The following is a 21,346-nucleotide window of genomic DNA, read 5'->3' on the forward strand; positions in this document are numbered from 1 at the left end:
CTCAGACCGTGGTCTGCCGCACGCCCGGCTTGGCGACCATCGCCTCACCGATCCCGTCCACAAAGGACTGGTCGGCCGGCAGCACGACCGCGACCGAGCGCACCTTCTGGTGCCGGGCCCGGTTGCCCGCCGGCTCGACCCCGTCCTCGGCCAGCGCGAGCGCCGCCTTGCGGAGCTTCTGGCGCGCCTTGATGATGCCCGCGTCGGTGGCAACGAGACGCTCCTTGGTCCGGTCGACGATCGGCCCCATCGACTCCTGCAGCGACGAGTCCTGCAGCGCGATGCCCTTGATGCCGGAGTAGGTCTCGCCGCGCCGCTGCGCGTCGCGGTCCATGAGGTAGTCGTTGTCCTTGTTCGCGAGCGGCCGGTAGTTCTCGTCGTTCGCGCTGTGCACGCCCAGGCCGGCCCGCATGGCCGCGACCTCTTCGCTGTCGAGCTGGCGGGTCGGGTGATAGTCGAAGCTCCAGGCCCAGCAGTTCTCGTCGTCGATCGGCACCCAGAAGTGGCCGTGCATCGGGTGGTCGGCACGCGGCGGGACCATGGTGAAGTTCGGCAGCACCCACGGCGTCACCCGCCAGTAGTAGTGCCCCTCCTCCGCGCTGCGGCGAGCGCCGATGAGCAAGCCGCCCTCGTAGTCGACGACCTCGAAGAACGGCTTCAGGTCCGCGCGGTTGTAGGCGTTGCCCCTCGAACCCTTGAACAGCGGGTCGCTGTCGAGGCTGCCCGAATGCAGGAAGGTGACGTGGCTGGAGTCGATGCCGCCTTCGAGCGCCTGCAGCCAGTTGCACTCCTGAAAGCGCTTCGACGTGAACGCCTGCCCCTCCGGAACGGTCACGAACTCCCACTCCGGCAGCGGCGGCTGCGCCTCGGGGTCACCGAAGTAGGCCCACAGCACGTCGCCGCGCTTGACCAGCGGGTAGGACTTCAGCTTGACGTTGGCGCAGAAGTTGCTGGTCTCGGGCTCGCTCGGGACCTCGATCGCCTGACCGGTGTAGTCGTACTTCCAGCCGTGGTACGGGCAGCGCAGGCCGCCGGCCTCGTTGCGGCCGAACCACAGCGAGACACCGCGGTGCGCGCAGAACTCGTCCATCAGACCGTACCGGCCCTCCGAATCGCGGAAGGCGATCAGCCGCTCCGACAGGATCTTGACCCGCACCGGCGGGCAATCGTCGGCGGGCAGCTCCTCGGCCAGCAGAACAGGCTGCCAGAAGCGCCGGAACAGAGCGCCCATCTTGGTCCCCGGCCCGGTCTGCGTCAGCAGTTCGTTGATCTCTGTTCGGAGCACGCTGAAGTCCTTTCACGCCGGCGATCGCGAAGCCGTCATAGGATTGAATATCAGACCATTGAGCCACTGGCAATGGGCTATCCTGCAGTCAAGGTCAGACGACTTGCTCGTCGGGCACGTCGACGATCAGCCCGTCCAGCTCCGAGGTCATCTGAATCTGACAAGACAGGCGGCTGTTGACCTGCCGATCGCCGACCGCGAGATCAAGGAGGTCGTCCTCCATGTCACCGACCTCACCAACCTGATCCACGTACTCTTCGCGCACCCGCACGTGGCAAGTGCCACACGAGAGGCAGCCCCCGCACTCGCCGATGATCCCGGGAACGCCCGCGCGCACGGCCGCGCTCATGACACTCTCCCCAGCGGATGCGTCGACGACCCGCTCCTCGCCGCCACTGTCCACGTACACGATCTTCGGCATGCGGCGTCCCTCGATTCCGGCTAATGGACTTACCAATATACCAGCTTGTTGTCGCTACGCAAGCAGCGAGGCGGGATTGGATGTCGCTGGGCCAGAGGATGAGGCGGTAGCGGTCGTTGACGAAGCGGCCGTCGTCAAAGATGGTGCGGAATCCGTTGGCGTAGACCGCGGGCGGTGTAATCGCCGGGTGGGATGGTGGTGCGGAGAATGGTGGGGCGGTAGTCGAATTTGGGCACGACGATGCGAGCGCTGGTTATTCGGAGGCCGGCTTCAGCGACGCGGTCCCAGTCGTCGAGGTTGTCAAGCGAAGTGCCCACACGGCCGACCCGCGGGCAAGCGACAGCAGTACAAGCGCACGGGAGAGACATGGGAAAGAGCCGCGATGGCATTGATATGCTCGCCGAGAAGCTGATCGCTGACTTCAACCGACACGACGCCCGTGACTTCGCCGCCAACTTCACTCCGCAGGCGTCCTTCGTGGACTTCCTCGGACGGAGAATCCGAACTACGCCGAGCGGCGCTTTGCCGACGACGATAAGTTCGTCAGCGCGCACGGCAGCGCGGCCCTGGACCTGCTCTGCACTGCGGTCGCCCGCGCGAGCCCGTGCCTGGTGGGCGCGTCGCACGATGCGCTCGTCGAGCACCAGCCGGCGCGTTGCGTTGTCGAGGTGCTGCCCGGTCATGGCCAGCTCAGCGGCCAGCAGCCAGGTTTCGGCCCGTGCACGTACTGCTTCAGCATCATCGGCTTTCCTGGGTGTCGTTCCCGACCGCGCCGAAGCTGCTCGTGACCGTCGGCGCGGCGTCGCGGGTTTCAGCAGCGAGGGCGAGGTCAACGAGTTGACGGACGGCTTCCGCGCGACTGCCGATCCCCCGCTCGGCCGCCCACGCCTCGACGCGCGCCTGGCGGTCGTCGCCGAGCTTGAGCGGGAACGGCTTGCCGCCCACGACCACTGGTCGGCCCGGGCCGCGTTCCTCCAACAGAACGCACGAAATTCCCCTCGCCAAGAGCAACCAGCCCAACCTGCTGGGCCCCCGACGAACCCAAGATCGCTCTGCCAAACGGGATTACTCAAGGAAATAGACCAAGCGGCCTATTTGACGGATCGCGACCGTGTGACCCAAGTCGCATTGAAAGCAATTAAGCCACAGATCATGCAAAACGGACAAATTATTGTAATGCCGCAATCGGGACCAGAAGTAACTCTCTGTCAGTCCTCCAGAGCGCCCCACGACCGCTACCAACCCGCTGGCGCTTGAGCCCACACGATCCCCCGGCGCCCACAGTCGTCGCTGGGGCCTGCGTGGCGACACCGATCTTGGAGCAAATCTGGAGCAGCGGCACGTGATCAACGGTGATCAACGGTCTCAGACTGCGCACAACAGCCACCAACAACAACGCCCGACCAGCAGGTTCTCCATAATCGCAGGTCAGCGACTTGATCGAACCTTACTGACAGTGAGGGGGTCAGGGGTTCGAGTCCCCTTAGCTCCACAGTGACGAATCACCGCCCACCGGAACGATCGTTCCAGGTAGGGCGGTTTTTTCGTGCTGGCGAACGTTGAGTTTTACCCACTCAACTTCGGCTATGGCACTGAAGCTGGAGCAAATCTGGAGCAGCACGGCTGAATCAGCGAAACGGGGTCACGCAAGCAGCCCCGGCAGCGTGCTCCGAATGAGTGGATCTTCATCGACGCCCGCGATGAGTCCAGCCCCACCTCCAACCTCCACATTGTGGTGGCGTCGATGCGGATCTTCGTGACGCACAGCGTCGCCTGACCGCCAGCGTCGCGCAGCCGGATCTAATTCGACTGATCTCTCCGTGTGATGTCGTAGACGTGGCGGTGCATGAGCCGCGTGTCGCTGACTTGCGATCGCCCGGCCGGCGGAATGCGCCCAAGGGCGCGCAATCAGCGCGCGCTACGCCCCAGCAACGAACAGCAGCCTCTCCTGACCGAGATGCCGCGACACAGGCCCGGTCGTAGCCCAGCAGGCAAGCGGGCCGTGGCGCAGTACGTCGGGGAGTGCGCGCCGGCTTTCGGCCCCGCCGTTTACACGGGTTGAGCAACTGGCCATAGCCCTGGACACTGATCCAGTACTCTCTGTGACAGGAGGGAGGGATTCTGTGATGGATGGACCTGGGTTTCATGTCGAGGTGGACAAGCTCGACGAAGCTGCGACCGGCATCAGGCAGAGCGTCGACGATCAGGAGAATTTCGAACTTCGTGGACTCTGCGGCGATAGCAGTCTGTATGGGCACTCTGGTGTGCACGACGCGTTGATGGACTTCTGCGCGCGATGGAGCGACGGCCTCGACACTCTCACCGACGACATCGGCGCCATCGCGGACACGCTCTCCCGCGCGACTCGGGCATATCGCGCCATCGATGACGCGGCCACCCGCTCGTTGACCGCTGACCCCGGCGAGGGCGCAGTCGACGATGGCTGAACTTGGACAGACCCAGGATCCAGCCGAGTTGGTGCCAGGCAAGCCGGAGGCCATCGAAGACAACGTCCGGGTGTTACGTGCCCGAGCCGACCGAGCCGGCCACGCGTCCGAAGGGCTCAAGGCGATCGATACGGGAGCCTGGACCGGCCCAGCGGCTCATGCATTCCACGACAAGTTCTCCTACGAACCGGCCAAGTGGTACGACGCCGCCGACTCAATGCTGTCCGCAGCCGACGCCTTGGACCACTACGCCGAGACGCGGCGTTGGGCTCAAGCGCAGGCGACTGAGGCTGTCACTGCGTGGAATCAGGCCCAGGCCGCCACACAGCGCGCGCAGGCCCAACACGACCAAGCCGCAGCACAAGCCGCAACCAACGGCGAGCCGGCCCCCGGATTCACCGACCCTGGCGCGGCGTCTCGCCAGGCCGCCCAGGACACTCTCAACCGCGCTCGTGCCCAGCTCGCCGAAGTCGGCGACACCGTCGCGGGGGCCATCAGTGATGCCACCAGCGGAGCACCCCAGGACTCGAGCTGGCTCGACGACGCGGGAAACTTCCTCGCCGACGCCGGTGGCCACCTCATCAACGGCTTGGCCTCCCTCGGCAACGCCATCGTCAACCACCCCGGTGACGCGCTGACCGCCGCTGCCGGCATCGGGCTCACGGTCATCAGCTCCGCGGGGGAAGGGCTTGGCGTCGTCCTCGATGCCACGGGCGTGGGGGCCATCGTCGGTGTACCGCTCAACGTGGTCTCCGCAGCAGGGATAGCCGCGGGAGCCTCCATGACCGGCGTCGCCGTCGTGAACATGGCCACACACGCCGCAGGCGACGACCACGTATCACCCGCGGAAACCAACCACGGCAGCAGCACCGCGGGAGCCGACAGCGAACCGCCCTTCCCAGCGCCCAAGGAGATCACCGGCAAGACTGCCCACGGTGAGGAACAAATGGCCACCCGCAACGGACACGGCGTCAATGACGCGGCCGCCCACGACGCGGTGAACAACCCGATCAAAGCCCCGAATTACCGGCCTGACCCCTACGGCGGCACCTACCGCTTCACCGGAACGGACGCAGTGGTAAACCTCAACGAAGAAGGAAAGGTCGTCACCGCGTGGGCGCGGTCCCGAGCCGGCTGGAGGCATGAGTGAACACCGTCATCGACACGCTCCCGGACGAGTTCCGGACCGTCATCACCAACTTGCTCGCAGAACGAAACCCCGATCTGCTCCTTGCCCTTCAGACGCGGGAAAAGCCGACCATGGATCAGCAAGAGCTGGTCATCGAGGTCTTGTCCGACGCCTTCACAGAGCACCTCGGGCCTGGCCAGGAGCCCACCGCGCAAGGAGCACTCATCGACAACGCACTCGGCGCCTTCCTGACAAAATGGCCCACAGAGGACCTCCTCGACGAGTAATCGAAGCGGACAAGTCAGCTTCGGCAGTTCATCCCACGCAGAAGTGCCTACCCGTTCGTGTCATCTGACCAGCGGCGAAGGTCGCCCAATGGCTCTCGTCGCGGGGGCTTGCCTCGATACTATCGGGCCCTGAGCAGTTCGACGGATACCTACCGCGCGGGCTGTCTCCCAATCTCCCCGTACGCAGCACCACCGTCGAGCAGCGTCCAGGACGCCAGCTCGACGCGGCGGGCCATGGATGGACGCAGCCGTTCCTTCGCGTCGTCAAGCTCCAGGAACTCGAACCGGCTGAGTTCGTCCTCGGCCGGCTGGATGGCCGAGATCTGTTCTGAGCTGAGTGTGCCGCCGTCGAAGATGAGCTGCAGACTGTCGCGCCAGACACCGTGGGTGGGCATCCAGTCGACGAACAGGAGCCGCCCCAGCGCCCGCAGTTCTTCCCGGACTTCGCGGTGGCACGCTGCGAGAGGCGATTCGTCGTCCTCGATCAGACCGCCCGGGATCTCCAGGAACGGCTTGTACGTGGCAGACGAATAGCGCATGGCCTTGCTCGTCGCGTACCAGAGCACCCGCAGCTCTCGCACCGGCGACAGCTGCATGTAACCAGCAAGCTGGTTGAGCAAGTCGCTTACCATCCTATGCGAGCGCTTCGACTTGGCAACCGCGCGGACAGCACAGACGCGGTACAACGCGGCCCGCTGGTGCCCGCTGCGCAGCCGCTGTCCAGGAGACCTCGTCTTCTACGGCACACCGGGCAACGTCCACCATGTTGGCCTGTACAACGACACTGGAAAAATGGCGCACGCGCCCGATTTTGGACGGCCCATCCAGGTCAGCGAGTTCCATTGGAACGTCGACGATTACTTTGCGGCCAGCCGCCCAGTCGTCGACTCTCGTGTCTAAAATTGAGAAAAAAAGGCAGCGATGGTGCTGTCAAATGGCTGGTCGGCACACCGAGATCAAGGGTTGCCAGAGCGGATGCGCATTCCGAGGAACCACCAAATGGGATTGCTTGCGGGCTCGCGTCATAACGACGTAGAGCAACCGTGAACCTTCCGGATATGGTTCGGTCTCGTACCCGTAGAACTCGTCAGATCCGAGCAGAAGGATCGTTGTGTCAGCTTCGCGCCCTTTGGTCTGATGCAGGTTCATGACCTGAATCGGTCGCCGGCGGTTGACGATGTTACCGACGAGTGATTCATCACGAACTTGAAGTAGATCGTTCGTGATTGCGGCGAGGCTTTGCTCGTTGCGTCGAGCCTGGAGTGAGTTGCGCGTGCGCTGGACCTGGGGACCGTGCGGGCGTTCGTGGAAGCGGACGCGTCTCGGGTGCGGTGTCGCGAACATGGAGTCGTGGTCAGCGCGGTGCCCTGGGCGCGGCATGGTGCTGGACACACCCGCGCGTTCGACGACACCGTCGCCTGGCTGGCGACCGCCACGTCGAGGTCCACGGTCGGGCAGTTGATGCGGATCGCCTGGCCAACAGTCGGTTCGATCATCACCCGGGTCCGGTCGGACATCGACGCGGCGGTGGATCGCTTGGCCGGGCTGCGCAGAATCGGGATCGACGAGATCAGCTACAAGAAAAACCACAAGTACCTGACGGTGGTGGTTGATCACGACACCGGCCGGCTGGTGTGGGCCGCGGCGGGCAACGACAAACCGACGCTGGCCGCATTCTTCGAGCTACTCGGGCCGCAGCGGTGCGCGCGAATCACACACGCCTCGGCGGACGCGGCCGCGTGGATCGGCCGCACTGTCGAGCGGTACTGTCCGGGCGCGATCCGATGTGCTGATCCGTTCCACGTGGTCAAGTGGGCCACTGACGCCCTGGACCAGGTCCGGCGCCAGACCTGGAACACCGCGCGCCGTCAGCCTGGCGGCAGCCACAAGGACCGGCGCGGCCGCACCGCATCGGCCGGCGCCGCGCAAGGCATGAAACGAGCCCGATGGGCGTTGTGGAAAAACCCGGAAAACCTCACCGATCACCAGCGTCACAAACTTGCCTGGATCGCCAAGACAGATCCCCGTCTCTACCGCGCCTACCTGCTCAAAGAAGGACTCCGGCACGTCTTCGCCGTCGGCGGCCACGCCGGCAAAGACGCCTTGCAACGGTGGCTGTCCTGGGCCGCCCGCTGCCAGATACCGGAATTCGTCAAGCTCGCCCGCACCATCCGATCCGAACTCTCAGCGATCCACGCAAGCCTGGACCACGGCCTGTCCAACGCGCTGATCGAGTCGACCAACACCAAGATCCGGCTGCTGACACGACTGGCCTTCGGGTTCACACATCCCGACGCCCTGATCTCCCTCGCACTCCTCGCCCTCGGCGGCTACCGCCCCGAACTACCCAACCGCACCCACACATAGCTCATAAGAGCCTTTTTTGGCCCTGACGGACGCTCCGTCGAGGACCGCACGGGACCAGTCGATCATGCCTTTGCTGCCCAGCTCGTCCAGGACTGCTCGGTGCACCTCGCGCCACAGTCCGGCGGTCGTCCACTCGCTGAACCGGCGATGCGCCGTCGGTACCGTGACCCCGAAGCTGGGAGGCAGGTGTCGCCAGGCGCACCCGCTGGTCAGCACGAACACGATCGCGGTGAACACTGCCCGGTCGTCCACTCGCGACATTCCACCGCCCTGCGGGCGCGTCTTTCGCGCCGGGATCAGCGGTTCGACCAGCGCCCACAACTCGACCGGCACCAGCCGCCGTGACAACTCGTCCATCACATTTCATGATCTTGCCCGCAGGCCAATCAAAATCCAAGTGAGACACGCTCTTAGCTCCGAACGATTCGAACCGTTGGCGCGCCTGGAATCCTGGCTCGAGCACGCCGTTCGCACCCTGCCACCCGCGCACGCACGGATCATCGCGCCCTACGCCCACTGGAGCGTCGTGCGTAAAGCCCGCCGTCGCTTGCTGCGCAACTACACCGCCGCCAGCGCCGTGCGTGACCGCTCCAAGATCCGCACCGCGATCACCTTGCTCGCCGACCTCGCGGCCGACAACCGCACCGCCGCCGAGCTGGACCAGCCCTGGTTCGAACGCTGGATCACCGCGCAGCCGGCCAAACTCGGCAAGATCGCCGGGTTCCTCATCTGGGGCCGCAACCACGGAGTCTTGGCCGCCATCGAGTTCCACTACCCGCGCACGGCACTTCCGCTGACGACCATCGCCGCCGAGGACCATCTCCGGCGCCTGCGCCACCTGCTCACCCCGACGTGCGACCTGCCCCTTGACGTGCGCGCAGCTGGCGCGCTGATCTTGCTCTATGCGTTACCGCTGACGCGTATCCATCACCTGACCACGACCGACCTTGACCCCAGCGACAACGCCGCTCACCTACGGGTCGGCCGTCAAATGCTGCTGTTGCCGCCGTCCGTGGCCGCGCTGCTGAGCCGGCTGGCCGCACAACCGCGCCGCGGCGTCGGAACCCGTCAATACCTGTTCCCCGGCACCCGAATGGTCAACGCACCAATTTCGCCCGATCAGCTGGACACAAAGCTCAACGCCCACGGGATCCGGGTGAGGGCCGAACGATCCACCTCGCTCGCACAACTCGCCGCCACAATGCCGCCCGCGGTGCTCGCCGACGTGCTGGGCGTGCACATCACCACCGCCGTGCGCTGGAGCAGCGTCGCCGCACAAGACTGGATCCACTACCTGCGAGCCCGCCAAGCGACGGGAAACAGACGCCGCTGAGTCAGCGGGTGCGGCGGCCCGCCCACCCCAGCAGTACCAGCGCAACACCCGTCCAGCCGACGCAGCCCGACCTGGCAACGGGATCCCACATGATCACATCCCAGATTCCACGAACTCACGCACTTCGGCGTTTGACCTGCTGGCCGACGGCGCAGACGACTTGCGGCCGCTGCCGTATCAGCGCCGGCGTGGTGGCTTGAAAAACTCTTCGCGGCGACGAAAACAGCACAGAGCATTACGAGGTTATCCACCAACACTCGTAGTCCTCATTGTCCGTCCCGGCCGGACGATTCGACCGGGTCGTGAACTGTTCCACGCCGCGTGCACCGCCACGCGGGTGGTGATGAGCCGGGCCGCGGTGGTCGTCGAGCCGGCCGAGTAGACCGCGCAGCCGGGCGAGGGGCAGGGGCCGTGGGAATCTGCGCACGTAGTGCGTGGCGACGAACCTGGGCGGGGTCGGAGATGATGCGACATTCCCGCTTGAGCCCATGGAACAGCCACTCAGGGCCTATCTCGTGGCGCGCAGCGCGAAGGCGGCAAGCGGCGAGAGCCGGCGCCATGCCGGGGTCGCGGATCGGAGGCACTCACGTTTCGGTGCTGTGCGGTGGTTGTCCGCACCAGGCAGCCTTGAGCAGACGAGTCAGTCCTTGTTCTGAGACCTCAACCGGGTTGCTGTAGGGGTTCGTGAGTACCTCGTGGACGATCTGGGGAATGTCGGTCTCGGTCATGCCCAGTTCGTGCAGGGATCGCGGGGCGCCGAGCTGCCGGGCGAGTTCCCAGAGGTGACGTGCGGGATCGGAGGTTCCGCCCAGTGCGCGGGACAGGGCCGCAACCGTCTGAGGAGCGCCGGGCTGGTTGTAGGCGAGGACGTGGGGCAGAACGACCGCGTGGGTCGGCGCGTGCGGGAGGTTCAGGGCCCCGCCGAGGCTGTGGCACAGCTTGTGGTGTAGCGACATCGTGGTAGCTCCGAGACACGAGCCGCACAGCCAGGCCCCGTACTGCGCCTGGCTGCGCGCCGTGAGGTCGTCGGCTGTGTGAACGATGCTGGGCAGGGCTTCGGCCAGTGCTCGAGTGGCCTCCTCGGCCATCAGCGAGACGATCGGTGACGCGTCCGGTGCGTAGAGTGCTTCGACAGCGTGCGCGATGGCGTTGAGGCCGCTGGTGACCGACATCCCCGTCGGCAGGCTGAGCGTGAGCTCCGGGTCATAGAGCACGCTGACCGGCAGCACTCGGGGATCCCGCCCGGTGCGCTTGCGCCCGTTCTCGGTCAGGCCCCAGACCGGTGTCATCTCCGAACCCGCGTAGGTCGTGGGGACGGCGACGAGGGGCAGGCCGTGTTCCAGGGCGACCGCCTTGCCCAGTCCGATAGCCGACCCGCCGCCGACCGCGACGCAGCAGTCGGCGCCGAGCGCCGCCGCCCGGTCCCGGGCACGCGCGGCCACCTCGGCCGGCACGTGCATCCGTGCTTCTGCGAGCACACCGGCGGCCCGGGTACCGAGTGCGGCGGCGATCTGTTCGCCGGTGGATTTCTGTTCGGGGCTGCATAGCACGAGGCCCCGTGTGAATCCGAGGCGTTCCAGCTCGGTAGAAAGGGACTTCACCGACCCGGCGCCGAACACGACCCGCATCGGCAGCGCCTGATAGGTGAACGACGTCGGCCTCATGTCGGATTCTCGCGGAGCACGACGTCGAAGTGGACAGTCCGGAAGGGATTGGGCAGTTCGGCCGCGGCTGCGCGTTCCGGGTCGTCAACGACGGGGAAGTCCCGCACGAGGCTGTCCTTGACCCCGAACACCGCGTCGGAATCGATGTAGGGGGTGCCTGCGACGAACAGGTGCGTGGTCACGCTCCGGTAGTTCCCGGCTCGGACGTCGAAGTGGATGTGCGCCGGCCTGTTCGGGTGCCGGCCGGTGGCCTCCAGCAAACGGCCGACCGGCCCGTCGGTGGGAATCGGGTAGTACCGCGGAACGATCGTTCGGAACCGGAAGCGTCCCTCGTCGTCGGTTGTGAACAGGCCGCGGAGGTTTCGTTCGGGCTGCAGTTCCGGCTGCTGGACGTCGTAGAAGCCGTCCGCGTTGGCCTGCCAGACGTCCACAGTCGCGCCGGGCACCGGGGACCCGTCGGTTCCCGTGACGGCGCCGGTGACCAGGCACGGCTCGCCCTTGCCGTCCAGGGCAATGTCCGCGCCGAGCTCCCGCGGTGGCGAGTCGACCACGTGGAAAGGTCCCTCCACGGTGGACTCGGTGCCGCCGTCGGTGTCGTGATTGAGGGTCTCCACCAGCATCGATACCCCGAGCACATCGGACAGGAGGATGAACTCCTGCCGGACGGGTGAGCACATCGCGCCGGTCTCGGTGAGGAACCGGATCGCGGCTGCCCACTCCTCGTCGGTGAGCTCGACGTCCTTGACGAAGGCGTGCAGGTGCCCGACCAGCGAGGTCAGGATCCGGTGCAGCCGGGGGTCGGAGGTGTTCGCGAAGCTGGCGGCCACGACCTCTTCGGAGTGTTCCGCGCTGAAGCGTGCGGCGACTGTGTCCATTTCTCCGTCCGTGTTCATTGCGAGAGTTCCTCGAGACTCTTGGCGCGGGTCTCGATGCCGCCGAGAGCCATGGTGAGTGCGCCGATCAGTGCCGCGACGCCCAGTACCGCGAAGACCAGCCCGGCACCGCCCGCGGTGTCGAGGAGGAAGCCGAAGACGAGCGGCGACACGATGCTGGCGAGGCGGGCGAAGCTGCTCGTGACCGAGGTCGCGAACCCGCGCATGCGGGTGGGGTACAGCTCGCCGGTGTAAACGTAGAGCGAGGTGGCGGGGAAGATGATGCCCACGCCGATGATGATGCCGGTGGCGAACAGGATGGGCCACGTGGTGTTTCCGAGCAACACGATGTTGACGAACCCGAAGGCGCCGCCGACGACGGAGATGGCGAAGCCGTAAAGGAGGGAGCGTTTGCGTCCGACGTTCTCGACGAACCAGGCGACGACGTAGCACATGGCGACTTGGATCGCGCCGAGAATCACGGTCAGCGTCAGTGAGGACGTCGGGTTGAGCTTGCCGACGGACACGTAGATCGTCGGCAGCCACGACGAGTATCCGTAGGTGACGAAGAACGCGGTGAACCACAGGACGACGAGCAGCGCCGTGCGGCGCCCGTATCGGCCGCGAATCAGCTCGCGCGGGCTGAATCCGCGGTCCTCGCCCGGCGGAACGAACGGCGGGACGTCCAGGTGCTTCCCGGCCGCGGCCGCCTCGGCCTCCATGCGCGCGACGGTGGTGTCGGCCTCTTCCACGCGCCCGTGCTGCGCGAGCCAGCGCGGCGACTCGGGGAGTGTGAACAGTCCGACGGCGACCACGAGCAGCGGCAGGGCGCCCAGCCCCAGCAAGATCCGCCAGCCCGTCCCGGGGCCGAGCGTAGAGGTGAGCAGGAGGGCGATCAGCGGCGCGAAGAACAGTCCCCAGCTGAACAAGGACTGGTAGATGACGCCGATCCGTCCGCGGTTCTTCCGGCCGAGGTACTCGTTCATGATGGTTCCGGCGATCGGGACCTCGGCACCGAGGCCGAACCCTTGCAGCAGGCGGAACACGAGCAGGCTCTGCTCGTTCCAGGCCAGCGCGCAGAAGACGGCGAGCACTCCGATGATCGTCAGGGACAGCAGGAAGGCGCGCCGGCGGCCAATGCGGTCGCTCAGCATGCCGATCGCGATGGCCCCGACGAACTGTCCGAGGTAGCCGGCGCTGATGATGAGACCGGCCTCGCTCAGGCTGATGCCGAAGGCCTTGACGATGACGGGCAGGATCACGGCCAGGGAGATGGCGTCGAAGCCGTCGAAGAACGTGCCGAAACCGACGATGGAGGCCAGCCGGACGTGAAAGCGGCCGGTGGGGATGCGGTCGATGCGGGCGGCGATCTCGTTCGCGGCGCGTGCCCGTTCCGGTCCGGGTGGCAGGGTGGCCGAGGTCGGCGATCTGGTCATCGTTGTTCTCCGTTGAACAATGGCGAATGGAAGGGCGTGGGGGCTACTTGAGACCGAACTCGGCGACCAGATCGGCGAGTTCCGTATCCGGCCTCGTGGTCAGGTGTGCTCCGCGCAGCAGCCAGGTGAGCTCCTCGATCTCCTTCCGGCGTGGCGCGGGAATCGGTGCGCGCATGAGTGGGTTGTCGATGAACCCCCGCAACCAGGTCGCCGCCTTGTACCGGATGTGGAGCCGGCCGAAGTCGGAGAAGATGTAGTCCTGCAGGGCTTCGAGGCCGCTCGTCCAGATCTCGGTGGCCCGGGCGACGTCGCCTTTACGCCAGGCTGTGATGTGCTCGATCATGCGCTCGAGGGCGAAGTTGAACGACCCGGCGCTCGCGCCGTCGAACGTGTCGGTGGCGAGGTTTTCGTGGAAGTACTTTCCGACCGCGCCGTAGATCCCGATCGGACGACCGGCGGAGCGCAGTACGCGCGCGATCTCCCGGTAGCCGTCGTAGTTGTAGGTCATCTTCCAGCCGACCACCTGCGGCACGGTGTCGATGATCTGCCGGGTGACCGCCGCGGAGAACCCGGGGCCGTAGCGAGCGGAGAACGGACCGACCGGGTGGATGACCTGGGGAAGGTCGACCTCGCCGGCGATCGCCGTCAGGACGTCGAGGATGACTTCCGGGTAGGCGTCGGCGTTCCACGAAAGTGTGATGTCGGCCGAGCCGATCGGCGGGAGGACGAACAGGCCGTCGACCCCGGCGGCGGCGGCGTCCTTGGCGCATTCGACCATGCCGGCCGTCGTCACGTGGGCGACCCCGCCCAGCACGGGTGTCCGGCCGGCGACCTCCTCGAGGGTGATCTCGACGACGCGGTTCCGCTCGATCCGGTCGAGGGTGTAGATCTCGCCCGCCTCGGGATTCGCGATGATCGCCACCCCAGCGTCGAGGTACTCGGGCGTCAGGAACCGGCGGAGCAGCGCACGGTAGCCGGTCTCGTCGATCGAACCGTCCCGCTGGAACGGCAGGACCGGGGTGATGAACAGCTGCTGGAAGGGTGTGAAGTGCGTCATGCCGTTCTCCGATTTCTCAAGATTTTCAAGGGAAACTGTGTTCTGGTCTCACTGACCGGCTGCCGGCTCGCTCACCGGCTCTGCGAGGCGAGTGCGAGGTCGGCGTCGTAGCTGTAGATCCATCCGTTCGCGGCCAGCGGGTCGTCGCCGGCGAGCATCGCGTCCCGGGCCTGTTGTTCAGGGCCGTCGGCGAGGTGGTTGACATCGGCGCGCCGGTGGCTGGCCGTCTGGAGACGATCGGTCCGGCCTTGGCGGATGGACTGGTACCGCTGAAGCGCCTGGGACGGATCCGTGAGGTCGGCCGCGAGACAGCGCGCGAGGACGGCGCCGTCCTCGATGGACTGCGCGGCGCCTTGGCCGAAGAACGGGAACATCGGGTGTGCGGCATCGCCGAGCAGGGTGACGGGACCCCGGCTCCACCGTTCCAGCGGGGCGCGGTCGAGCAGTGCCCAGCGTCCTGGGGTGCCGGATGCTTCGATCAGTTCACGGAGCCGGGGGTCCCAGCCCTCGAACTCGGCCAGGAACTCTTCCCTGGTGGCGGTCGCGGTCCAGGATTCGACGGCGTCCCGGCTCGCGGGCGCGAAGGCGACGAGGTTGATCACCTTTCCCGCCGAGATCGGGTAGTGGACGAGGTGATGATCAGGGCCGAGCCACAGGGTGTGGGTGGGACGCCGAGCGATGGCCGGAGCATTCTCGACCGGGACCAGGGCGCGGAAGGCGGCCAGTCCCGAGAACGTCGCGGGTGACGATCCGACCATGCCTTCGCGGATGGTCGAGTGCACGCCGTCGGCGCCGATGACGACGTCGGCCGCCACCCTGCTGCCGTCGGCAAACGCCAGCACCGCGCCGTCGTCGCCGATCTCCACCCCCGCACACCGTGCGCCGAGCCTGATCGAGCCTTCCGGAACCGCCGCCTGGATGATGCTCAGCAGGTCAGCGCGGTGCATCGTGTAGGTCCGTTCCCCGTACAAGGCTTCACAGGCGTCGAGGTTCTCGGCCGACAGCACACGACCGTCCTCCCACCGGCGGAACTCCCAACCCACCTCCAGCGGGACCGCGGACTCGAGTAAACGGTCCATGACGCCCAGCCGGCGCAGCAGCCGGACGAGATTCGGACCGGCCACCAGCCCGGCCCCGACCTCGCGCAACTCGGCCGCCTGCTCGTAGACCGTGGCCACCAATCCCGCGCGAGCCAGGAACGCGGCAGCCGCAAGACCCCCGATGCCACCACCGACAACGGCGATCCGAAGCTGGTTCGCGGACGACACGGCCACCGGCGTTCTCCTTCCACTCGGTCAAGGAGGCGATTGTGACCACGCGCGGCCACGGGCCGGAACGCCGTTGTCCATTGAACGGACACCTCAACGAGTGGCCGATTTCGCCGAGCGTAGGGTGCGATCGAGAGAAAGTCGGCTGGTCAGGGGTGTCATGCCACGTACGAGCGAGCCAGGTCGCAGCGTCAGCTCGAGGCTGTTGCAGGTCCTGTTCACCTTCAAACCACACAACAGCGAGCTGAGCCTCGCCGACTTGACTCGCCGTACGGCGCTACCGCACGCGACGGTCCGGCGGCTCGTCCAGGAACTGGTCGTCGCGGGCGCGCTCGAGCGCACGACGGATGGCCGGTTCACGATCGGCCTTCGTGTCTGGGAGTTGGGCACGCTCGCGCCGCTGTCGGTCCCGCTCCGCACGGTGGCGCTGCCATTCCTGGAAGACCTGCACGCTGCACTACATCAACACGTGCAGTTGGCAGTACTCGACGGCCGTGAAGCGGTCGTGGTCGAGCGCTTCTCCGCACGCGATGCCGTCGGACTCGCCTCCCGCGTCGGGGGCAGGCTCCCATTGCACAGCTCGGCGGTGGGAAAGGTGCTTCTCGCCCATGGCGGTCGACAGCTGATCGACGAGGTCTTGACTACCGAGCTGCCCAGATTCACCCCGCGAACAGTGACCGATCCGGCGCACCTGCGCGCTGAGCTGACGGCTTCCCGACGGTCTGGAACCGCGACAGTGCACGAGGAGCTGACGGAGGAGGCCGATTCGGTCGCCGCGCGCGTCGTCGACGCCCAAGGTCGAGTTGTCGCGGCCCTTTCTGTCGTCGTCCGGTCAGGCTCGCGCAATCTTGCAACTGCAGTCGCCCCGGTGCTGGCCAGCGCGTTCAGCATTTCGCGCCGTCTCGGGTGGAGCCCGGGGGTGGGGGTGCGCGACCCTGATCTACTCCTGGCCAGCAGCCGACGCAGCATCTGACGCCGGCGGTCCGCGTTTGAAGTCATCTGACGGTTGGCTTTGTTGAAGATCTGGTGGCGGGCTCGGTGCAGACGATGCATGGCACCATCGGCTGGGTCCGACCCAGCGCGTGAACCCGAGATTTCTGATCGAGACAGATCACCACGGCCTTCTCCGGTGGCACCAAGTACAGGTCCACCACATCGGTGACCTTGGCAACCCGCTCGTGATCGGTGGAGAAACTTCAATGTCTCGCTGCGCAACGGCTGGGCCCCATAGTCACTCCACGCGCGGGCGACTGTCGCGTTGCCCCACCCCGGGCCGGGCGGCAACAGCTGAGAAGACCAGCGCATCACCCCGAGCTTCTTCGGTGGCGGCTTCAACGTCGCCGCCACAATTGCCCGATTGTCACCAGCGCGACCGGCCCGAGCGCGGCTCGTCACGCAGCCCCTTAAGCCCGCCACGCTCGTAACGCTCCCGCCAACAAGCCTGCTTCTGCGACTTCGCCGAAGAACTCGCCATGCCCCATCCGACCCTCGGCCACGACCTGCGCGTCCGCCGCTTCTCACCGCGAACGCCGAGGCACCTGGAGCTGGTACAACCTCGCCCTCAAACCGCTCGAAAGCCTGCAGACGGCGCTGCCGTCCCCGGACAAGGTGATCGAAGGAATACTGCATCGATGAGTAGTGGCCAGTTACCAGTCTCCGTCCCCGAGCAGCCCGGCCGCAGCGGCGGGTGAGGCTGATGGCCGAGAAGAAGCTGACGGTGCAGGTCGGCGAGCGGCAGCTGGTGCTGTCCAACCTGGACAAGCCGCTGTACCCGAGCGGGTACACCAAAGGAGAGGTCGTGCGGTACTACACGCACGTCGCCCCGCTCCTGCTCCCCCACATCAGCCGCCGGCCGATCACGATGGTGCGCTTCCCGGACGGCACCGATGGGGAAGCGTTCTTCGAGAAGAACCTCCCGCGCGGCGCCCCCGACTGGGTCCAGACCGTGACGCTGTCCAGCTCCGGATCCCGCAGCGGCCGCGGCCCCGGCACGATCACCTACCCGCTGATCGAGGACCTGCCGAGCCTGGTGTGGGCGGCCAACCTCGCGGCGCTCGAGCTGCATGTGCCCCAGTGGACCGTCGGCCCCGGCCCAACCCGCCGGTCGCCGGACCGGCTGGTGTTCGACCTCGACCCGGGCGAGGGTGCCAGCGTGGTCGAGTGCGCCCGCGTGGCCGGGCGGCTGCTGGAGGTCCTCACCGCCGACGGGCTGACCCCGCTGCCCAAGACGAGCGGCTCGAAAGGGCTACAGGTCTGCTGCGGCGTCCGCACTCGGCGGCCCGAGCGCACCTCGGTTTACGCCAAGGCGATCGCCGAGCAACTCGCCGGCGAGATGCCCGAGCTGGTGGGCGCGAAGATGGCGAAGACCTTGCGCACGAACAAGGTGTTCATCGACTGGTCCCAGAACCACGTCGCGAAGACCACGATCGCCCCGTACTCGCTGCGTGGCCGCGACAGCCCCATCGTGTCCACGCCGATCACCTGGGACGAGGTCCGCGCCTGCCGCACCACGGCCGAGCTGACCTTCACCGCCGACGACGTGCTGCACCGCATCGACGAGCACGGCGACCTGCTCGCCGACCTGCACGACACCCGGGTGGCGTTGCCCGGCCGCTGACCCGCCTCGACCAGGCAACGCCGGCAGCGGCGGTTCAGCCGGGGATGTTGCGGGGGTCGCGGCTGCGCGGATAGGTGTGGCGCTGCGCGATGGTGCCGTCCATGTTGCGGATGAAGTGCTCCACGCCGCGCTCGATCGCCATCTCCCGGCCCTTGGCCACCGCCTCTTCTTTCGTGTCGTGGGTGTGCGAGGCCTGCTGGTTGCCCTCGATTTTGGTCTTCCACTGGCCGGCCTCGTAGTAGCTCTCGACGTCGCCCTTCACGAGCCTTCCTCCCTGTCCGCCGGGTGCGCCCGCCGCGCCTCCTTCAGGAGGAATACCCGGCCCTGCACCAGCGGGAACACCGGTTTCACACGACCACCCGACGGGGTAAATTCGAGACGTCCTTGCGTGACTGGGTGATCAGCGGAGCGAGGGGAGCGACTATGTCCACGGTGGAGTCACAATCTCAGCGCACGGCCTGGTCGGCTCCTCGGCACGCGGCCGAAGACGTTGATGCCGCGGTGCTCGCCGAGGAGAACCGGCAGCTGCGGGAGGCGCTGCAGTCCCGAGCAGTGATCGAACAGGCCAAAGGCGTGCTGATGGCCCAGCGCCGCTGCGGCCCGCCGGAGGCGTTCGCCCTGCTCGTGACGCTGTCCCAGGACACCAACGTCAAGCTCCGCGACGTCGCACTAGCGTTCCTGGACGAATTCCTCGCCACCCTGCCCGCCGAACCGCAAGGCGGCCCCACGGCCACTGCTTGACCGCGAGGCCACCTGCGGACACGCCCCCTCCAGACCGCACTGCGGTCTTCGCCGGCGCGCCGCCCCGGGGCTTACCCAAACATTCCCGCGGGAAACACACCGAACGGCGGGCAGGTGCAACGCGCGGACGCAGACGAGCCACCACAAAAGATCTTGTAACACCGCGGCCCCAGTACCCCGCACCGAGACGACAATCGTGGACACGTGGCGCGGTGGCATGGCGCGCGGCGGACCCATCGGCAGGAAGTTCTCTCCCTCACCTGCCGGTGGGCTGCATTACGCGAGTGTGGCCACGACGCCGCGAGGCCGGCTTACGGTTTGGCCGACGAGGGACACGGTGCGGACATGCGCGAGGGCTTTCACGAAGAGCTGAACCGTCTCAGCGCACAGCTGAGGCGGATGTGCACGCTTGCGGCCGACGCGATCCGCCGGGCAAGCAGATCACTGCGGACCGCAGACCTGGACCTCGCCGAGCAGGTGATCGCCGCCGACGCCGAGATCGACTGGGCCCGTGCGGACTGCGAGTCGCACGCCCAGGCCCTGCTGGCCCTCCAAGCACCCAAGGCACACGACCTGCGGACCATCCTGGCCGCGATCTACTGCGCCGAACGGCTCGAGCGGATGGGCGACCTGGCCGCGCACGTCGCCGACATCGCCCGCTTCGCCCATCCCCACCACGCCGTGCCCGCCCACCTCGAATACAGCTTCGCCGCGATGGCCGACGCCGCCGCCGGAATGGCGGACCGGCTCGCCGAGCTGATCGAGCGCCAATGCCCGTGCGGATTCGCCGACCTCGCCGACATCGACCAGGCCATCGACACCATGCACGCCCACGTCCTCACCGTGATCACCAGCGACCATTGGCCGCACGGCGTCCAGACAGCCATCAACCTCGCCCTGCTCGCCCGGTTCTACGAACGCTTCGGCGACCACGCCGTCGCGGTCGCCAACCGACTGGGCTTCGCCGCCACCGGCGAACTTCCCTTCCACACCCACACCTAACTCGACACCACGTCAGCCTGCGGTTCTGAGCCTCACTCTGTGATCAAGGACGTAGCGTCTTCGTCCGGATAAGGACCCCGCCCGGGCCGGGCTCGGCCTTCCGGCACTCGAAACACTTCTTCGCTGTGCCGCTCGCCGGCCGCGAGTCGGTGGTCCGCAGGTTTGTCGCCCGCCCTCCACCACCGGCGCGAGGACACCGACCACGCGGCCCTGGAGGCGACGCTTCTTCTATGCCTGCGGGCCGTAGTGCTCGCAGCCCAAGACGATCACGCCGTTGAGGTAGATGACTCCCGTACAGATTGCATTCGGTTCGCCGGCACCGAACTCCGCCAGCAGTTGCAGCTGGCCTGCGCCCAGATTCAACGCCTCACACTGAAAACGAGCACCTACGCACCGTGGCCCCCGCCGCGTCCCGGATGACACCGATTCGACCCAGATGAACCACCGTGGATCAAACGACCCAGACGGGAGCCTGCGACCGATCACAGGCTCCTGCACACGGGCGGCCGGGATCAGCTGACGGGGCTGCGGCGCTCCAGGAACACGGTGTCGTGCCAGGCGCCGTCGCGTTGGGCGATGCGTTCGCGGATGCCGACGGTCGGCGCTGACGGCGTTGGTGGCGTTGGCCAGGCTGGCCGAGCAGGACCGGGCGCCGCGGATCAGCTGGGTGCTGCGGCGCGGCGGGATCGGGAACACCTTCGGCGGCGGCGACGCGGATCAGTTGCCGGCGCGCGGCGCGCTGGGGATGCGCGCGCGGGCCGCGGTGGAGTCCGGGCTGATCTCGGTGGTGACCGGGTTCCGCACCGAGACGGTCGAGCGCGACGCCGCGGGGCGGCTGACGCTGGTGTCGGCGGCTGGGCAGCGGCTCGTGGACGTGGACGAGGTCGTGACGCTGACCGGGTTCCGTCCGCAGCTGGAATGGCTCTCGGAGATCCGGCTGGAGCTGGACCCGACGTTGCAGGCGCCGGTGCGGCTGGCCCCGTTGGTCGACCCGAACGTGCACTCGTGCGGCACGGTCTACCCGCACGGGGCGAAGGAGCTCGCGCACCCGGAGCAGGACTTCTACCTGGCCGGGATGAAGAGCTATGGTCGCGCGCCGACGTTCCTCGCGCAGACCGGCTACGAGCAGGTCCGCAGCATCGCCGCCGAGCTGGCCGGGGACCACGAGGCCGCGGCGCGGGTGGAGCTGATCCTGGCCGAGACCGGCGTCTGCGGGGGCGCGGGCTTGTTCGATGAGCAGGTTTCGGGCGCCGGTGGGTGCTGTGGTCCCGCTGCGGCTGAGCCGACCGTGGCTGAGCCGGTCGAGCTGGTGGCGTCGGGGTGTTGCGGTCCGGCGGAGCCGGAGGTGCTGACGTTGTCGGCGCCGCCTGCGCGCGGGAACTGAGCGGTGCCGAGCGAGACCGCCACACACGCGGCGACG

21 protein-coding genes and 3 pseudogenes are annotated in these 21,346 nt (G+C 67.1%); 11 read left to right on the forward strand and 13 right to left on the reverse strand.

Going from position 1 to position 21,346, the window contains the following annotated elements:
* Position 1: 1 nt before the first annotated feature.
* The 3 genes from QRX50_RS49165 to QRX50_RS49175 form a co-directional block, all read right to left on the reverse strand.
* Positions 2-1,285, reverse strand: coding sequence for an aromatic ring-hydroxylating dioxygenase subunit alpha (locus QRX50_RS49165; protein ID WP_285969899.1), 1,284 nt, complete (start codon positions 1,283-1,285; stop codon positions 2-4).
* Positions 1,286-1,379: 94 nt separating this feature from the next.
* Positions 1,380-1,706 carry a 2Fe-2S iron-sulfur cluster-binding protein gene (locus tag QRX50_RS49170; protein ID WP_285969900.1) on the reverse strand — a complete coding sequence of 109 codons (327 nt, stop codon included), beginning with the start codon at positions 1,704-1,706 and terminating at the stop codon, positions 1,380-1,382.
* A 738-nt stretch (positions 1,707-2,444) separates the two neighbouring features.
* Entirely contained in the window at positions 2,445-2,651 is a 207-nt protein-coding gene (locus tag QRX50_RS49175) for a hypothetical protein (RefSeq protein ID WP_285969901.1), read from the reverse strand.
* Positions 2,652-3,859: 1,208 nt separating this feature from the next.
* Between QRX50_RS49175 and QRX50_RS49180 the strand changes: the two genes are divergently transcribed.
* From QRX50_RS49180 to QRX50_RS49190, 3 genes are read left to right on the forward strand one after another with little or no spacing between them, the layout of a single operon-like run.
* Positions 3,860-4,153, forward strand: a complete 294-nt coding sequence (locus QRX50_RS49180; RefSeq protein WP_285969902.1) for a hypothetical protein — start codon at positions 3,860-3,862, stop codon at positions 4,151-4,153.
* Positions 4,146-5,303 (forward strand): putative T7SS-secreted protein, encoded by a 1,158-nt coding sequence (locus QRX50_RS49185; protein WP_285969903.1) that lies wholly within the window; start codon positions 4,146-4,148, stop codon positions 5,301-5,303. The genes QRX50_RS49180 and QRX50_RS49185 overlap by 8 nt, the downstream gene beginning before the upstream one ends.
* Positions 5,300-5,569 carry a hypothetical protein gene (locus QRX50_RS49190; RefSeq protein ID WP_285969904.1) on the forward strand — a complete coding sequence of 90 codons (270 nt, stop codon included), beginning with the start codon at positions 5,300-5,302 and terminating at the stop codon, positions 5,567-5,569. The genes QRX50_RS49185 and QRX50_RS49190 overlap by 4 nt, the downstream gene beginning before the upstream one ends.
* Positions 5,570-5,718: 149 nt before the next feature.
* Here QRX50_RS49190 and QRX50_RS49195 read toward each other — a convergent pair whose 3' ends face one another.
* Positions 5,719-6,189, reverse strand: a complete 471-nt coding sequence (locus QRX50_RS49195; RefSeq protein ID WP_285969905.1) for an NUDIX domain-containing protein — start codon at positions 6,187-6,189, stop codon at positions 5,719-5,721.
* Between the two features lie 31 nt (positions 6,190-6,220).
* Here QRX50_RS49195 and QRX50_RS49200 point away from each other — a divergent pair, with 31 nt between their 5' ends.
* Entirely contained in the window at positions 6,221-6,469 is a 249-nt protein-coding gene (locus QRX50_RS49200; protein WP_285974762.1) for an NlpC/P60 family protein, read from the forward strand.
* A 30-nt stretch (positions 6,470-6,499) separates the two neighbouring features.
* Here the strand turns inward: QRX50_RS49200 and QRX50_RS49205 are convergent, their stop codons facing one another.
* Positions 6,500-6,949, reverse strand: coding sequence for a 3'-5' exonuclease (locus tag QRX50_RS49205; protein ID WP_353074200.1), 450 nt, complete (start codon positions 6,947-6,949; stop codon positions 6,500-6,502).
* Here QRX50_RS49205 and QRX50_RS49210 point away from each other — a divergent pair.
* Positions 6,842-7,936: pseudogene (locus QRX50_RS49210) on the forward strand (ISL3 family transposase); the annotation flags it as partial. The gene QRX50_RS49205 and the pseudogene QRX50_RS49210 overlap by 108 nt on opposite strands.
* A gap of 9 nt (positions 7,937-7,945) precedes the next feature.
* Here the strand turns inward: QRX50_RS49210 and QRX50_RS49215 are convergent.
* Positions 7,946-8,296, reverse strand: a pseudogene (locus QRX50_RS49215) (transposase); the annotation flags it as partial.
* 73 nt (positions 8,297-8,369) lie between these two features.
* Here QRX50_RS49215 and QRX50_RS49220 point away from each other — a divergent pair.
* Positions 8,370-9,269, forward strand: coding sequence for a hypothetical protein (locus QRX50_RS49220; RefSeq protein WP_285969907.1), 900 nt, complete (start codon positions 8,370-8,372; stop codon positions 9,267-9,269).
* A gap of 584 nt (positions 9,270-9,853) precedes the next feature.
* Here QRX50_RS49220 and QRX50_RS49225 read toward each other — a convergent pair.
* The 5 genes from QRX50_RS49225 to QRX50_RS49245 form a co-directional block, all read right to left on the reverse strand.
* Positions 9,854-10,897, reverse strand: coding sequence for a maleylacetate reductase (locus QRX50_RS49225; RefSeq protein ID WP_285969908.1), 1,044 nt, complete (start codon positions 10,895-10,897; stop codon positions 9,854-9,856).
* A gap of 32 nt (positions 10,898-10,929) precedes the next feature.
* Positions 10,930-11,826 carry an intradiol ring-cleavage dioxygenase gene (locus QRX50_RS49230; RefSeq protein ID WP_285969909.1) on the reverse strand — a complete coding sequence of 299 codons (897 nt, stop codon included), beginning with the start codon at positions 11,824-11,826 and terminating at the stop codon, positions 10,930-10,932.
* Positions 11,823-13,241, reverse strand: coding sequence for an MFS transporter (locus tag QRX50_RS49235; RefSeq protein ID WP_285969910.1), 1,419 nt, complete (start codon positions 13,239-13,241; stop codon positions 11,823-11,825). The genes QRX50_RS49230 and QRX50_RS49235 overlap by 4 nt, the downstream gene beginning before the upstream one ends.
* A 43-nt stretch (positions 13,242-13,284) precedes the next feature.
* Positions 13,285-14,298 carry a dihydrodipicolinate synthase family protein gene (locus tag QRX50_RS49240; protein WP_285969911.1) on the reverse strand — a complete coding sequence of 338 codons (1,014 nt, stop codon included), beginning with the start codon at positions 14,296-14,298 and terminating at the stop codon, positions 13,285-13,287.
* 71 nt (positions 14,299-14,369) lie between these two features.
* Positions 14,370-15,572: an FAD-dependent monooxygenase gene (locus tag QRX50_RS49245; RefSeq protein WP_285969912.1), complete on the reverse strand. Its 1,203-nt coding sequence runs from the start codon at positions 15,570-15,572 to the stop codon at positions 14,370-14,372.
* A gap of 199 nt (positions 15,573-15,771) precedes the next feature.
* Between QRX50_RS49245 and QRX50_RS49250 the strand changes: the two genes are divergently transcribed.
* Together QRX50_RS49250 and ligD are read left to right on the forward strand one after the other, a co-directional pair.
* The gene (locus tag QRX50_RS49250) at positions 15,772-16,539 is read left to right on the forward strand and encodes an IclR family transcriptional regulator (protein ID WP_285969913.1); all 768 of its coding nucleotides are present in this window, start codon (positions 15,772-15,774) and stop codon (positions 16,537-16,539) included.
* 723 nt (positions 16,540-17,262) lie between these two features.
* Entirely contained in the window at positions 17,263-18,183 is a 921-nt protein-coding gene (gene ligD, locus QRX50_RS49260; protein WP_285969914.1) for a non-homologous end-joining DNA ligase, read from the forward strand.
* A gap of 34 nt (positions 18,184-18,217) precedes the next feature.
* On the opposite strand, the gene QRX50_RS49265 is transcribed toward ligD, so the two are convergent.
* On the reverse strand, positions 18,218-18,445 hold the full coding sequence (locus tag QRX50_RS49265) for a DUF2188 domain-containing protein (protein WP_285969915.1): 228 nt from the start codon (positions 18,443-18,445) through the stop codon (positions 18,218-18,220).
* A 161-nt stretch (positions 18,446-18,606) separates the two neighbouring features.
* On the opposite strand from QRX50_RS49265, the gene QRX50_RS49270 reads away from it, so the two are divergent.
* Both QRX50_RS49270 and phoU read left to right on the forward strand, forming a co-directional pair.
* On the forward strand, positions 18,607-18,924 hold the full coding sequence (locus QRX50_RS49270) for an ANTAR domain-containing protein (protein ID WP_285969916.1): 318 nt from the start codon (positions 18,607-18,609) through the stop codon (positions 18,922-18,924).
* Between the two features lie 345 nt (positions 18,925-19,269).
* Positions 19,270-19,926: a phosphate signaling complex protein PhoU gene (gene phoU / locus QRX50_RS49275; protein ID WP_285969917.1), complete on the forward strand. Its 657-nt coding sequence runs from the start codon at positions 19,270-19,272 to the stop codon at positions 19,924-19,926.
* Between the two features lie 512 nt (positions 19,927-20,438).
* Here phoU and QRX50_RS50570 read toward each other — a convergent pair.
* Positions 20,439-20,525, reverse strand: a pseudogene (locus QRX50_RS50570) (ArsR family transcriptional regulator); the annotation flags it as partial.
* 17 nt (positions 20,526-20,542) lie between these two features.
* Between QRX50_RS50570 and QRX50_RS49280 the strand changes: the two are divergent.
* On the forward strand, positions 20,543-21,310 hold the full coding sequence (locus QRX50_RS49280; protein ID WP_434533223.1) for a hypothetical protein: 768 nt from the start codon (positions 20,543-20,545) through the stop codon (positions 21,308-21,310).
* The last annotated feature ends 36 nt before the right edge of the window (positions 21,311-21,346 follow it).

The sequence above is a fragment of the Amycolatopsis sp. 2-15 genome (genome assembly GCF_030285625.1).
GTDB lineage: Bacteria > Actinomycetota > Actinomycetes > Mycobacteriales > Pseudonocardiaceae > Amycolatopsis > Amycolatopsis carbonis.